Source organism: Bacillus sp. RO1, from assembly GCF_012524115.1.
Taxonomy (GTDB): domain Bacteria; phylum Bacillota; class Bacilli; order Bacillales; family Bacillaceae_I; genus Sutcliffiella_A.
On the sequence record NZ_JAAZWB010000011.1, the window covers coordinates 1 to 13,791 of the forward strand.

At 39.7% G+C, this 13,791-nt stretch carries 14 protein-coding genes; 9 read left to right on the forward strand and 5 right to left on the reverse strand.

All coding sequences use genetic code 11. From position 1 onward, the window contains the following. Positions 1-125: 125 nt before the first annotated feature. Positions 126-1,202 (reverse strand): acyltransferase family protein, encoded by a 1,077-nt coding sequence (locus HC179_RS00280; RefSeq protein WP_168862520.1) that lies wholly within the window; start codon positions 1,200-1,202, stop codon positions 126-128. 344 nt (positions 1,203-1,546) lie between these two features. Here HC179_RS00280 and HC179_RS00285 point away from each other — a divergent pair, with 344 nt between their 5' ends. Together HC179_RS00285 and HC179_RS00290 are read left to right on the forward strand one after the other, a co-directional pair. Continuing rightward, positions 1,547-2,659 carry a diguanylate cyclase gene (locus tag HC179_RS00285; RefSeq protein ID WP_168862521.1) on the forward strand — a complete coding sequence of 371 codons (1,113 nt, stop codon included), beginning with the start codon at positions 1,547-1,549 and terminating at the stop codon, positions 2,657-2,659. A 77-nt stretch (positions 2,660-2,736) separates the two neighbouring features. Then, positions 2,737-3,207, forward strand: coding sequence for a peptide-methionine (S)-S-oxide reductase (locus HC179_RS00290; protein ID WP_168862522.1), 471 nt, complete (start codon positions 2,737-2,739; stop codon positions 3,205-3,207). A gap of 112 nt (positions 3,208-3,319) precedes the next feature. On the opposite strand, the gene HC179_RS00295 is transcribed toward HC179_RS00290, so the two are convergent. Beyond that, the gene (locus HC179_RS00295; protein WP_168862523.1) at positions 3,320-4,606 is read right to left on the reverse strand and encodes a voltage-gated chloride channel family protein; all 1,287 of its coding nucleotides are present in this window, start codon (positions 4,604-4,606) and stop codon (positions 3,320-3,322) included. Between the two features lie 294 nt (positions 4,607-4,900). Between HC179_RS00295 and HC179_RS00300 the strand changes: the two genes are divergently transcribed. The 3 genes from HC179_RS00300 (at position 4,901) to HC179_RS00310 (ending at position 7,458) form a co-directional block, all read left to right on the forward strand. Then, on the forward strand, positions 4,901-5,182 hold the full coding sequence (locus tag HC179_RS00300) for a YkvA family protein (RefSeq protein ID WP_168862524.1): 282 nt from the start codon (positions 4,901-4,903) through the stop codon (positions 5,180-5,182). A gap of 174 nt (positions 5,183-5,356) precedes the next feature. Then, positions 5,357-6,415 carry a GGDEF domain-containing protein gene (locus HC179_RS00305; RefSeq protein WP_168862525.1) on the forward strand — a complete coding sequence of 353 codons (1,059 nt, stop codon included), beginning with the start codon at positions 5,357-5,359 and terminating at the stop codon, positions 6,413-6,415. Positions 6,416-6,432: 17 nt separating this feature from the next. Then, a complete protein-coding gene (locus HC179_RS00310) occupies positions 6,433-7,458 on the forward strand; it encodes an ion channel (protein ID WP_168862526.1) in 1,026 nt (341 codons plus the stop codon). Positions 7,459-7,502: 44 nt separating this feature from the next. On the opposite strand, the gene HC179_RS00315 is transcribed toward HC179_RS00310, so the two are convergent. The 3 genes from HC179_RS00315 to HC179_RS00325 are packed head-to-tail and all read right to left on the reverse strand — an operon-like array spanning position 7,503 to position 9,511. Next, positions 7,503-7,901 (reverse strand): DUF350 domain-containing protein, encoded by a 399-nt coding sequence (locus HC179_RS00315; protein ID WP_168862527.1) that lies wholly within the window; start codon positions 7,899-7,901, stop codon positions 7,503-7,505. A 6-nt stretch (positions 7,902-7,907) separates the two neighbouring features. Continuing rightward, positions 7,908-9,161, reverse strand: a complete 1,254-nt coding sequence (locus HC179_RS00320) for a glutathionylspermidine synthase family protein (RefSeq protein ID WP_168862528.1) — start codon at positions 9,159-9,161, stop codon at positions 7,908-7,910. Positions 9,162-9,166: 5 nt separating this feature from the next. Beyond that, positions 9,167-9,511 (reverse strand): aminotransferase yhxA, encoded by a 345-nt coding sequence (locus tag HC179_RS00325; protein ID WP_168862529.1) that lies wholly within the window; start codon positions 9,509-9,511, stop codon positions 9,167-9,169. Positions 9,512-9,665: 154 nt separating this feature from the next. Between HC179_RS00325 and HC179_RS00330 the strand changes: the two genes are divergently transcribed. The 4 genes from HC179_RS00330 to HC179_RS00345 all read left to right on the forward strand — a co-directional run bounded on the left by HC179_RS00330 (position 9,666) and on the right by HC179_RS00345 (position 13,438). Next, entirely contained in the window at positions 9,666-10,121 is a 456-nt protein-coding gene (locus tag HC179_RS00330; RefSeq protein WP_168862530.1) for an RNA helicase, read from the forward strand. A gap of 82 nt (positions 10,122-10,203) precedes the next feature. Then, positions 10,204-10,674 (forward strand): inner membrane protein YiaA, encoded by a 471-nt coding sequence (gene yiaA, locus HC179_RS00335; RefSeq protein WP_168862531.1) that lies wholly within the window; start codon positions 10,204-10,206, stop codon positions 10,672-10,674. Between the two features lie 229 nt (positions 10,675-10,903). After that, complete coding sequence (gene mqo, locus HC179_RS00340; protein ID WP_168862533.1) at positions 10,904-12,418, forward strand: malate dehydrogenase (quinone); 1,515 nt, start codon at positions 10,904-10,906, stop codon at positions 12,416-12,418. Between the two features lie 159 nt (positions 12,419-12,577). Next, complete coding sequence (locus HC179_RS00345) at positions 12,578-13,438, forward strand: pirin family protein (RefSeq protein WP_168862532.1); 861 nt, start codon at positions 12,578-12,580, stop codon at positions 13,436-13,438. Positions 13,439-13,791: the final 353 nt, after the last annotated feature.

The following is a 13,791-nucleotide window of genomic DNA, read 5'->3' on the forward strand; positions in this document are numbered from 1 at the left end:
TCAAGCACCGCCCCTAGGAAAGCGAAGCCATTTGTGGAGATCAACAGCGGTATTTAGAGCCAATACCTATGACACCTAAATTGTTCGTCTTTTATTAGGCTTTTTTAGTTTTGTCCCAGCCTCTTTCATTTTGCTCCAAATAAAATTTTTACAAAGGTAAAACGTTTGATGAAAAGGAAATATAGTAAACCAATAGAGAAGAAGGTAAGTAGGTTAATCAATATAAATTGAGTCCACATCCATATAGAGGTTTGCTGCAAGTAATACCCAATTACCACGATCAATGTTTGGTGAAGTATATATATGGTAAATGCCATTTTATTCAAAGCTGAAATCCATTCAATTTTTTTATTCATATATGTTTTAAAGTAGCCAATAATTGCAAAAATCCATGTAAAAGTGGTGATCGCTTGTAACAAGGTGAATAGTATCAGCGGAGTAATAAGACCATTTATAATATGCAGCCAATATAAGCAAAGCACAGCACCCATGCTAATTATAGCGATTACTAATAAGCGTGTTCGTTCTATCGTTATCATCCGCTCTACTTCTGGTTCCTTTACGATGTATGCTCCGTAAAGAAAAAAAGTAAAATAATAGAATGGATTAAATTCCATACCTAATAAGGAAATATCAGTAATGAAAATAGGGATAATCAACAAATATAACAGCCAAGAATGGGTAGAAGGGGTAACCATACTCTTCTTTTGTTGAATAAAACGGAAAACAGCGATGCTTATGAACGAGAACAAAACTAAAAATAATATGAACCACATGTGGGCTGGAGTAAATGTGCCAGTAAATCCGTCAATTTGTGAAAGATCAAAAGTGAAAAATGTAGGATAATACTCCCAATAACTTGTAGTAGCAGGAATGATTCCTTTACTTAAGGACGCATAATATCCTTGCGGGGGTACAATCACTAAAATAGCAAAAATAAAGGGGATGAGCAATCGTTTCAGTCGATCGGAAATGAAGGATCTGTTACTCCTAGATCGAAGGATAAAGTACGTCCCTACACCAGAAACCAAGAAAAGAATCGGCATCCGCCATTGTGACAAAAAAATAGCAAACAGTTGTAACATCATGCTTTCATCATCTTTAATGTAAAATGGATAAAAATCATAAATTCTTGCAGAATGAAATGGAATTAATAACAGTATTGCTAGTACTCTTATCACGTCTATATAGTGTTTCCTCATTATATACCCTCGCTTGCAAATAATTTTCAAACAATTTTAACAACTGTATTATACATGAATGAATAGGAGAGGAATACACAAATATATATATAATTTTTAGTTCTTTTGTACTATTCATTTCCCTTTTCACTACAAATAGTGTCGCTATATTTATCCTTGGGGGGGTTCAATTAACTCTAGTATAAATTTGGTATTGGTAGCTAGGATAAGCTTTAATTGTAAGAGATAATGGGAGAAAAGTACGGTAAAAATGTAAAATAATTCATAATAATATAGTATAGTAGAGTGTGAAAGAATTAAATCCCTATGAAGGGATGTTCAACTGATAAAAGGGATGTGTAGAGGTGTTATCTTTATTAAATGATTTATTTATAAATCTGTGTGTACTAGTTGCTTTAATTTTTATCTATTTGCAATTTAGATGGAAAATAAAGTTAGAGGAAAGATCTAACCTTAGCTCGATAATTATTGATGGGTTTGCGGGAGGACTATTAGGTTTTATTTTAATGAATTTTTCCATACAGGTAACATCTGAAACAATTGTTGATTTGCGTTTCATCCCAGTCATGTTGATTATATTGTTTATTGGGATACCACATGCGATAATAAGCGCAATTTTGATTATACTCAGCAGGTTCATTTTTGGTATAACTACTTCTGCAGTGGCAGCAATGATTTTGATGGTAATATTAATTATCGGTTTTATTTTCATTTATAAATCATATAAAAAAGCTAATCTTGACCCAAATTCATATAAACACAGCCTATATATGATTATTTTTTCAAATATCGTCTTTAGTGTGATCATAGCATTTCTTGTAAGAGACAGTGAAGTGTTAAAAAGTCTTATACCTTCTTATTGGTTTATCTCGGTAGTAGGTGGACTTACTTCTGTTTTCTTTGTTGAATATATACGGAAAACACAATACCTGTTGATGAAATATGAAAAAGAATCTACAACAGATTTTCTGACTGGTTTAAATAATGTACGCCAATTCGATGTTATATGGAATTCGCTTATAAGTAATGCTACTGCTAAAAGTGAAAGGTTATCTTTGTTAATCATTGACATTGACCATTTTAAACAGATTAATGATACATACGGGCATCCGAACGGTGATAAAATTTTAATAGAGTTAGGAAAGATTTTAACAAGTAGTACTCGTTCTTTTGATGTTGTGTCACGAAATGGGGGAGAAGAGTTTTCCGTTATTTTACCTGATTGTCCGCATCATCAAGCGAAAGAAATAGCAGAACGTATTAGAAAGGCAGTAGAAAAACATAGCTTTCAGGTATCACCAAATGAGATGGTTAAATTAACTATTTCAATAGGAGTTGCCACCTATCCGGAAACAGTGAGCGATACTAACCAAATTGTGGACATGGCAGATGAGTGTTTGTATAAGGCGAAACGTTCAGGCAGGAATAGAGTCTGTGCAAATTATATGGAAGTATAAAGGTTCAAGTGGAACACGGCATTTAACCCATTTATACTTTGAGGGGGCTGTTCCATCAACCCATAAGGAGTGAGAGGATGGAAGTAATTTATATAGCTGGCGGATGTCTTTGGGGTGTACAAGCATTCATAAAGACCTTGCCTGGTGTTACCTTTACAGAAGCGGGCAGAGCGAATGGCACAAGTAATACTCTTGAAGGTGAGTATGATGGTTATGCGGAGTGTGTAAAAACAGAGTTTGACCCGAAAGTGGTAACTGTAACGAGATTGATGGAATATTTCTTTGAGATTATTGACCCATATAGCTTGAATAAACAAGGTGATGATGTGGGGGAGAAATATAGAACTGGAGTGTATAGTGAAGATCCCAAACATTTGGAAGCGGCGAGGACTTTTATCAAGAGGAGAAATGATTCCGACCGTATTGTTGTGGAAGTATCACCACTTACAAACTATGTGAGAAGTGCCGAAGAACATCAAGATAGGCTGGCTAGATGTCCAGATGATTATTGTCATATTCCAGAAGCGTTACTGAGTAAATATAAGTAAGCCAATCCCCAATGGGGAAGGTGAAAAGGTGCGTTTATTTTAGTAGAAGTAGACGATTTTGTCCTTAACAACATAAATAATAAGTGTTCCGCCATTTATGACGGAACACTTATTATTTTTCTGCCTTTTCGATAGTTTCACCCGGGGTGAGTTTATATAACCTGCTCTTCGGTTCATATATCTTTTGAGAAGGCCATAGTCCGTGATGACCAGAAAATAGATAGCTAATCAGACAGGCAACAAAGAAGTATTCTATCCCTTTTCCATTAAACATCTCCATTGCCAAAAGGAATGCTGCCAGAGGGGTATTGGCACCTGCACTAAAGGTGGCAATTAGTCCTAATGCAGCGATGAATGATAATGGTAAATCCATAAAATTATGTAAAGCATTTCCTAATGTTGCGCCCATGAAGAATAAGGGGATGGCTTCCCCTCCAACAAAGCCGCTACCAAGCGTTATCGCAGTCAAGATTAACTTGGCAAGAAAAGAGAAGGGGGGAACTTCTTCTTTGAAAGATTGTTCAAGCATCTCTATTCCCCGGCCATTGTAGTCTTGTGAACCAATTATGATAGTTAAGGCTACAACAAGGACTCCTCCATAGAAAGCTCTTTTCATATGATTCTTCTTAAAAAATTTCTCAGACAAATTTTGAATCCTATGCCTTAACTGACAATATAAAACGCTGACCAGACAGAAGATTAGGGATAGGAAAATTACTTTCATAAACGAAATAATTGAAATTTCAGGTACACTTTTTATGAAGAATTCTTCGTGTTTATGTCCCCAAGCTGCTATGGTGACATAGTGTGCAACAAAACTAGCCGTAAAGCATGGAACAAGTGCTTCCAGTTTTAATTTACCTAATGTCGCCATCTCCATGCCAAAAACAACACCAGTTACTGGTGCTCCAAAAGCAGCTCCAAAACCAGCACTAATCCCGCTCATGATTAGAATTTTTTTGTCCAATCTATTTAATTTAAAGAAGTGGTTAACTGCTGCTGCTACACTGCTTCCCATTTGAACAGCTGCCCCTTCTCTCCCTGTAGAGCCCCCAAGCAAAACTGTAATAAAAGTACCAATATAGACTATGGGCCCCATTCTAATAGGAACATCTTTTTCCCCGTTAACGGCGTCAATTACCAGGTTATTTAATTCAGATGTGTCGCTTAATGTATTATGTAAATAAACTTTTCCATAGTTCATATAAATGTAACCAATAATGATTCCTCCAAAGGGGAGGAGTAGGATAAGCCAATCGTTTTGTAATCGTAAATCTCCAAGGTAATCATTTGTTTCTAAAAGAAAATTGGTTGTGGACCCTACTATTAATCCAACTATTGCTCCCAATATAATCCATTGAGTAAGAACAGAAAAAAAGGTTTTATACTTTACAAACATCCACCGAACACTCATTTCTAACCTTTTATAAAATACAATTTTATTCTTGCCAAATGTTAATAAATTATTTTAGGGAGTATGGGATAGAGGCTGTCCTATTCTGATTCACGTGAAAAGTTGCTGCAGTGTAAAGATAAAGGGCAACGAGGCGATGGATATTGAGCCAAGTATGGTTGTAATGACTGTTGACGATTATTAATGAAGAATTGTTGATCCTTCCCTGAAGTTATTAAAGTAAAACAAAGCGAGCTATAATAAAACGTACCAAAAGAAAAAGAGAAAAGAGGAAATTATATGCGGAAGTTTGTCAGACGTTTAAAGTTTATCTTCACCTTTTGGAGGTTCATTCCTTTCCTGATAGATTATTTTAGGTCAAACCAAGTATCATGGGCTAAAAAGATAGCTGGTGTAGTGCTCCTCCTTGCTTATTTGATTTTCCCTTTTGATTTAATTCCGGATTATCTTCTGTTTTTCGGAGTATTGGATGATGTGATGGTTGTGACGTTTGTGCTCGAGCGGATAGTGAAGATGGCTCCGTCTTCCTTGAAGGAGAAGTATAAGCTTTTGGATAAATGAATGGGCCGAGGCAAAAGGTAATGCATACCTGTTTATCCTTTGGAGAGAAAACGGGTCGGTGTGCCTGTCCCCTCAACCCAAAAAAACATGACTCAATGGGTACTCTAGCTGTCCTTTCCACCCTTCTTTCCTTTATAATGAAGAAGTATAAGTTTTTTACAGGATGTGGATGTTATGAATGCTTTTATAAAGAATGCTTACCAGTCGCATCATGCACTGGAGATTATTTTTTCTTCTTTGCGTTGGTTTTTTCTTGTCCTATCAATAGTGGTTTTTGCCGTTCAAAATATGGGCAACACAGATGAATGGAAGATTACGTTATTTATTTTATTAGTGATTTTTGGTTTTCTCTATATGGGCGTATCGGATTATTATCTACATAAATCACCTCAAGGATCAAGGATGTACGTCATGATGACCAAGGGTGGACCTTTCTTTGACTTTGTGGCGTTTTCAGCGCTCATTCCGTTAACAGGAGGGGTAGCGAGTCCCCTGTTTCCACTGGCTTATTTGATTATTTTGCATGTGGCGGTTTACTGGCGTTTTCTTGGAGGTATACTTTCTGCTGGTTTCTTTACGCTGGTGTACACAATTATTTTTTTCGCTCAGAGGCAAGATTCCATTACTTTACATAACATGATGGACTATTTTAGTGCTGTATTCTTTTTACTTCTTATTGGCGGATTGGGAGGTATCATTGTTTCTAGAGAACGGAAACATCAGTGGGAAAATAGCTTGCTGGTGGAAGCGGCAAATCGTGATTACCTTACTAATCTAGCAAATCACCGTTCTTTTCAAGAATGCTTGCGGAATGATCTGGATAAGGAAAAACAGTTTTATCTTGCTTTGACTGACATTGATAAATTTAAAACCATCAATGATAAATATGGACATGTCACTGGAGATAAAGTGCTGCGCCAGATAGGAGAGATTCTGACCGCTGTTCTATCAAATAAGCAAGGAAAAGCGTTCCGCTATGGGGGGGAAGAATTCGCCCTTATCCTCTATTACAAAAACGAATCTGAGGTAAAAAAAGTGCTTGATGAAATCAAACAAGCAGTAGCAAGCCACGTATTCTATGACAATGGTGAGGCGTTCTCTGTCACGATGAGCTTTGGATCTGGAAAACAAAACGGGGAGCGACCAGATCTTTTGGTGGAAAAAGTAGATAAACTGCTTTATACAGCAAAAAACGGTGGTAGAAACCGGATTGTGTTGGCAGAGGTTGTGTAAAGAAGGGGTGATTGAGAGTGTGGATTTTACAGAGATTCTTTAAAAATGTAATCAAAACAAATAATTTTGCTATAGTACTTGTTTCCATTCTAGTTATTGCCGGAAGTTCACTCACCATGCATCTGTTAGAGCCGGATACATTTCCGACTGTATTTGAAGGGTTATGGTGGACGATGACGACGGTTACTACCGTGGGCTACGGGGATGTGTCTCCGACAACAGTGGAAGGAAAGACTTTTGCCATGTTTCTATTTATTTTTGGCATTGGACTTATCGGTGTGTTGATAGGAAAAGTGGTAAATTTATTATCACTATATAGCAAATGGAAGGGGGAAGGGAAATTGAGCAGTAAGAAAACGAATCATTTTGTATTTGTTGGGTGGACAGATAAGACAGAAAGAGCAATGGCTGAGATATTAGAAGATAACCAGAATGCGCAAATTGTATTGATAGATTCTAAAAAAACAAATCCCTGTGAGTTAGAAGTGGATTACGTACAAGGAGATGCGAGTGAAGATGCCGTCCTGCTAAAGGCGAACGTTCTTGAAGCAAAATCCGTGACCATTTTTTCAGATGATATGATAGAAGATGCTTCGCTTTCCGATGGAAAAACGCTGTTAGTCGCATCATCTGTAGAACGGCTTTCCAAGATACATAATCGTAACATCTATACAATCGTGGAAATTAGAAAAGAAAAAAGCATACCAAATTTCTCCCATGCTAATGTAGACGAATTTGTCATTTCTGGTGAAACGGCGTCTCGGTTATTAGCTAAAGCTACCATGTACAACGGTTCGTCGCATCTATTTAGACAGCTTACCAGCAGAATGCATGGAGATAACATTTATGAAGTTGCTGCTGACCCAGCTTGGAGCACCTATAGGCAAGCATTTCATGAAATCCTCGATAAAGGGGCAACATTATTATCGAACGGAAAAGAGCTGGACATTAATAGAAGGTTGGATGAGAAGATTCCAAGCGACGCAAAACTGTATATCATCTGTGATAAACATACATATGAATCAAAGTTTAAAGTGGGATAAATAGATAAAAGCTCAAAGCGACGGATGCTTTGAGCTTTCTTTTTTTAATAGGTTAACGAACTGGCAATAATCCAACCGATGGACAAGGAGAACATCATCAATAAGATGCCCACAGACACACGATCCTCATTGATTGCATCCTTAATGCTGTAGTTGATTGTAACCACTTCAGCTAGCACGTAAAAGACGATCTGCGCGATAATCCCAATAACTCCCCAGATAACCATATCCAAGAAGGATACGGAATGTGCGATGGCGGATCCGATAACAAATGCCAAACCGAGCAGTTTTCCACCCATCACCAGCGCTGCCGTTGTATTTCCTTGTGAAACGAGTTTGATTTTCTCATTCCTAGATGTTAAATCGAACAAAAATAAACCAATAAACAGTAGAACAAATGCTGTACCAGCATATAAACCAAAAGACGCTAAATAACTGCCCATTTCCAATCACTCCTTCGTATGTTTAAACCCTACAGGCATAAAATAAGATAAATTATCAATAATTTGTTTTCCTAAACGGTATCCAAATGCACTTGCTTGTTCATTCACAAGAAAAGCACCAATCATCATATGACCGTCTTTTACCCCATTATTTGTTTGAAACGAGATCTTTGGTAAATCTATATACTCTTGGTAGACCTGCACATAATCTATATAACTATTGTTTGGATCTTCCTCTACCTTTTCCCCTGAACGCTCGTATATTTTGACAGAATCGCCTTCTCTCCCAAAGGTCGGCTTTTCCACATATTTTTTCCCTGCAGTCAAAAAAGGGGTGGGCTCTAAGTAGGTAGCGAGAAAATATTCACTAATCCACTTATGCTCCTCTTGTGTAAAATAATCGCTATTTTCTTCATGAAGTCCCCAAATAACAGCTTGCACCGACTTAGATTGTAAAAGAAAGGCACTTAACGGATTAACGATTGCAAGCTTCTTCAAGCGGACCAACTCTAACAAATGTAGGCCAACATTCGCACCAGTTTCCTGATCCCTATCTAATATGAGCGATTCTATCGGGAAGGTCTGGCGATATAGCACATCAATCTTTCTTCCCTCATCATCCAACAACGCTTCCCCTTCAATAATTTTCAGCTTGTGCAGGGGAATATATTGGGCAGGAAGTCTACAAATATCCTTTAAATATAATACCGTTTGTTTATCCTCGAAATTTTCATCATGGGAAGTAAACACAATATTTGGGAACTTCTTTTTACCCAAAACCTGATAGCTCTCAAATATGGCATTCTTTACCGCTCTTCCTAAGCGCTCCTCTTCTTGGGCATTAGGGTCTGCCCGTTTAAACTCTTTACAAACTTCCCCGTTCATTTGAAATAATTCTTTTATAAACGTTGGGGTGTCGCTATTAATCTCCAATACTTTATATGTATCTATTGTTTTTACCAGATCCACCCGGGAGATCACGGACTCGGCCTCCATCTCCTTGAGTGACAGGAATGGAATGGTCTCTTTGGGATACCCAAGTTCGAGAAGGGTTTCTTCCTCAAGTCCCCGCAGGAGCTTTGCCATTTTCGAAAAAATTCTCCCTACTCTATCGGTCACTTTACGAATGTGTTCAGCTTCTTCTTCCTCTATTTCATAAAGGGAATAGAGGGCGTATTCCTGGCCATACAAATCGCTCCAGAAGGCTGGGAACTTTGCATAAAAATCCTCTCGGGCAGTTTGATACGCTTGCTCTTTCATCTAACTCAGCCTCCACTATAAGAGGAACCACTGCCAAACCCCTTGCTTGGCGTTGTATTGGATTTATAAGAAGAACTGTTTCGATAATTCTTATATGATGAATCCTTTTTTAAGGAAGACTTACTTCCAAAAAAGCTCCCTCCGTGATAATAGCTTCGATAATAACTGGATGATTCATCGTCGCATTGATAGACACCCTCTTCATTATCCCACTCATACTCATTACAACGGTCATCTAATGGCTCTGGGGGCAGCGAACTGACTTCCTCCGTATTGGAACCACAGCCTGTCATACCCAAAGCGAATATGGTCGCAGAAACACTACTTAATACTTTTTTTGTCTTTGTCATGAGGATTACTCCTTTCTTACATATTGGACTAAACTAATAGTAACAAAAATAGGAAATGAATAGGAAAAAATTTTAATAATTTGGGAGATGAATCTGCGTAACTTTGCTATGATGAGATTAAATGACAATAAAGACAGGTAGGTGAACCAACCTAATGGAACTTATTTATTATTTACACGATCGAGGTAGCTATGACCCCATTTACGAATACAAAAAAGGAAAAATCAGTGAAGATGAAATATTTGCAAGGCAGCTTTGCACTTTTTTCATAAAAGAAGGAATTCAATATAAATTAATATGCAATGAGGGCTCCTTAGATAACAGTACCGAAACTATTACAGTAGAAAAAGATGAGGTAGCAAGGAATTTCTATAAGGAAAAATCGTACCCTGCCGGCATTCACATGGAATTTCGTGAATTTAAATACCTTCAAGATATGCCTCTCCTTCACACACAACCATTGGAAAGCCACTGGGAAGCCATCAAATTTTTGTTAAAGGATATTGTGCACCTCCCTGGAATAGGGGAATGCCATGTCGATTCCACGGAAATTGATGAAGACCGACAATGCTATGTTTTCTATATACAAAAGGTTGTGAAGGAAGCATAAGAAATTTGCCATTACCCTATTTCATATTTGTAAAATATTGCTATAATTATCCATATGTGAACTCAGTAAAGGGGAGAATGGGATGGCAGAGATGAATGATAACCCGTTATTAAAAAGAGACGAAAATAAACCAAAGGTCAAAGTAGAAAGAAAAGAAGGGGAACCCACGGCCGCCTTTAAAGGCGCAAGTTGGGCCGCACTTGTGGTTGGTGTTTCCGCTTATTTAATCGGCCTGTTCAATGCTACGATGGAACTCAATGAGAAGGGCTACTATTTTGCTGTATTGACTTTCGGTCTGTATGCAGCCGTGTCCTTACAAAAAGCAGTACGAGATCGAGAAGAAGACATTCCTGTTTCTGGAATTTATTACGGGATCAGTTGGTTTGCCCTTATTGTATCCATATCCTTAATGGCAATCGGCCTTTATAATGCCGGAAGTATCATTTTGAGTGAAAAAGGCTTTTACGGCATGTCCTTTGTGCTCAGCTTATTTGCAGCAATCACCATCCAGAAAAATATTCGAGACACGCAAAACGCAAGAGAAAGAGATTAATAGCGGAAGCGGTACAGTGAGCTACAAATACTTGTGGAGGCTTGCAGTACCGTTTTCTTTTTTGCTCCAGACAGTTTAAAATAATCAGATAATAGGGTGTAATCTGGTGAAAAGTTAGGCCTAAATGTGATATGATAGAGATTAAGATGGACAAAGTATGTTTTTAGGTAGCGTTATGCCTTTAGCTATAGCGCCTGCTCTTTTTTATAAATTTAGGGGATGTGTAATGATGAGCAACATGCAGAATAAAACAGACGTTATCTTAATTGGTGCCGGTGTCATGAGCGCGACTTTAGGTTCATTATTGAAGGAAGTTGCACCGGATTGGAATATTAAAGTGTTTGAAAAGCTAGCAAGTGCAGGGGAAGAAAGCTCAAATGAGTGGAATAATGCCGGAACGGGACATGCAGCTTTATGCGAGCTGAACTATACGTCGTTAAAAGCGGACGGAACGATGGATATCAGCAAGGCGGTAAAGGTTAACGAGCAGTTCCAGCTTTCGCGCCAATACTGGTCCTATTTAGTTAAACGAAATCTAATCAGCAACCCACAGGACTTTATTATGCCAATTCCACATATCAGCTTTGTGGAAGGGAAAGAAAATGTCACATTTTTGAAAAAACGTATGGAAGCGCTATCAGCGAACCCGCTTTTCAAAGGAATGGAATACTCAGAAGATCCGGAAAAGCTGAAGGAATGGATGCCGCTTATGATGGAAGGCCGCACCTCAACGGAGCCAATTGCAGCAACTAAAATTGACTCTGGTACAGATGTCAATTTCGGTGCGCTGACCCGCATGTTGTTTGACCACTTGGAGAAAAACAACGTAGAAGTTCATTACGAGCACAGCGTAGAGAACCTTAAGCGTGCTAATGACGGGTCATGGGAATTGAAGATTCGCAATGGGAAAACTGGTCAAGTTGAGTATCACCATGCCAAGTTTGTATTCATCGGCGGTGGCGGTGGCAGTCTGCCATTATTACAAAAAACCGGTATCCCGGAATCGAAGAATATCGGTGGCTTCCCAGTTAGCGGATTGTTCCTAGTATGCAACAATCCTGATGTAGTCGAGAAACATCACGCAAAAGTGTATGGAAAGGCAAAGGTCGGAGCGCCACCTATGTCTGTGCCTCACCTTGATACTAGATACATCAACAACAAAAAGAGCTTGCTGTTTGGCCCATTTGCAGGCTTCTCACCGAAGTTTCTGAAAACCGGCTCCAACCTGGACTTGATTGGCTCCGTAAAGCCATACAATGTTATGACCATGCTTTCGGCTGGATTCAAAGAAATGGCGCTGACCAAGTACTTGATTCAACAGGTGCTGTTATCCAATGAAAAGCGCATGGATGAGCTACGCGAGTTTATCCCGAACGCTAAAAGTGAAGACTGGGAGATCGTTGTGGCAGGTCAACGTGTTCAAGTCATTAAGGACACGGAAGCAGGCGGAAAAGGTACTCTTCAATTTGGTACTGAAGTGGTTAGTGCATCCGACGGCTCCATAGCCGCATTGCTCGGCGCTTCTCCAGGAGCTTCCACTGCCGTTCACGTTATGCTCGAAGTATTTGAAAAATGCTTCCCTGAGCAAATGTTTGAATGGAAAGAGAAAATTCAAGAAATGATTCCTAGCTATGGCGTATCTTTAGTAGATAATCCTGCGCTATTTGATGAGCTTTTCGCATCTACGGCGGAAACCCTCTTTCTTAGTGACGGGAAGGAGCAAAAGGCGCTTTCCTTTCATTAGGATTAGATTAAATGGTAAAACCTTCGATTCCTTAGGGGATTGAAGGTTTTTTGTTTTGTGGAGGGTATAATGGATGCACATTTTAAAAGCTAGAAACTTGAGTCGAATATTCCAGGTTATGTATGCTATAGGTATTAACTTACGAAAGGATGTTCTTTTATGAAAACAGGTAATCGGCTGATTAGAGACCACTGGAAGGTGCAATATAAAAATCCAGGCTATCCCCATGTTCAGCAAGGATGGATCTTGCCTCCTGACCGAATGCGAGAGTACGACCCATTCATATTGATGGCAGACGATTGGTTCAAACGAGGAACCTTCTCCGACCATCCTCACCGCGGTTTCCAGACTATCACCTATGTGGTGGACGGCAGGCTTGAGCATACCGACAATCAGGGTGGACACTCTGTGTTGCATGCGGGAGATGTTCAATATATGAATGCCGGGAGTGGTGCTCGCCATGCGGAGGAAGCCGTTGATGAGGATGTCATTCATACGTTGCAGCTCTGGCTGAATTTGCCGAAGAGCTTGAAGCAGACGAAGTCCTCTTATCAGAATGTACTTTTGGAAGAAGCTCCTTGGGTGGAGTTGAAAGGTGGTTCTTTACGAGTTTACTCGGGAAGCGCAGAGGGAGTGACAGGTCCGATGAACTCATTGGTTCCCATTAATATGTTTGAGCTTTATTTACGCGCGGGTGAGCGTTACTCTCTTGAATTGCCTGCAAATCATAACGGTCATGTTTATATGCTCCAAGGAGAGATGACATTTGGTGGTGAGGGAGCTGTGACATTGAGGAAAACCGAGGTGGGACTGCTTTCATATGATGGGGGAGCAGACGATGGTGCGGTCAATACGCTGGAGATAACGGCGGCTCAGGAGCGATCTAGGGTGCTTATTTATACTGGTAAACCTATTGGGGAACCCATAGTTGCAAGAGGTCCTTTTGTGATGAACACGGAGGAAGAGATTGTGGAGGCGTTTGAGGATTTTAGAGCGGGAAGATTTGGTGGGAGGGTGTAGTGGAGACTGACTTTATGAAATAGGGGTGGTCTCAAAGCGCGAATGCTGAGCAATAGCAGGGAAGTGGTAACAGAGATCGGCTCTCAAGGCCCGAACGCCGAGTTGCAGGCGAGAAACGGTAACAGAGAGCGGCCCTCAAAGCCCGAAGCCCGAGTTGCAGGAGAGAAAGGGTAACAGAGATCGGCTCTCAAGGCCCGAACGCCGAGTTGCAGGAGAGAAACGGTAACAGAGTGCGGCCCTCAAAGACCGAAACCCGAGTTGCAGGAGGGAAACGGTAACAGAGAGCGGCCCCCAAAACCCGAAGACAGGGCTGCCGGAAGGAAACGGAAACAGGGAGCTGCCACGACAGCCCC

Coding starts and splice junctions, on each gene's coding strand:
- HC179_RS00280 (WP_168862520.1), bottom strand. CDS start 1,202: ATGAGGAAACACTATATAGACGTGATAAGAGTACTAGCAATACTGTTA.
- HC179_RS00290 (WP_168862522.1), top strand. CDS start 2,737: ATGGAAGTAATTTATATAGCTGGCGGATGTCTTTGGGGTGTACAAGCA.
- HC179_RS00295 (WP_168862523.1), bottom strand. CDS start 4,606: ATGTTTGTAAAGTATAAAACCTTTTTTTCTGTTCTTACTCAATGGATT.
- HC179_RS00300 (WP_168862524.1), top strand. CDS start 4,901: ATGCGGAAGTTTGTCAGACGTTTAAAGTTTATCTTCACCTTTTGGAGG.
- HC179_RS00305 (WP_168862525.1), top strand. CDS start 5,357: ATGAATGCTTTTATAAAGAATGCTTACCAGTCGCATCATGCACTGGAG.
- HC179_RS00315 (WP_168862527.1), bottom strand. CDS start 7,901: ATGGGCAGTTATTTAGCGTCTTTTGGTTTATATGCTGGTACAGCATTT.
- HC179_RS00320 (WP_168862528.1), bottom strand. CDS start 9,161: ATGAAAGAGCAAGCGTATCAAACTGCCCGAGAGGATTTTTATGCAAAG.
- HC179_RS00325 (WP_168862529.1), bottom strand. CDS start 9,511: ATGACAAAGACAAAAAAAGTATTAAGTAGTGTTTCTGCGACCATATTC.
- HC179_RS00330 (WP_168862530.1), top strand. CDS start 9,666: ATGGAACTTATTTATTATTTACACGATCGAGGTAGCTATGACCCCATT.
- yiaA (WP_168862531.1), top strand. CDS start 10,204: ATGGCAGAGATGAATGATAACCCGTTATTAAAAAGAGACGAAAATAAA.
- mqo (WP_168862533.1), top strand. CDS start 10,904: ATGAGCAACATGCAGAATAAAACAGACGTTATCTTAATTGGTGCCGGT.
- HC179_RS00345 (WP_168862532.1), top strand. CDS start 12,578: ATGAAAACAGGTAATCGGCTGATTAGAGACCACTGGAAGGTGCAATAT.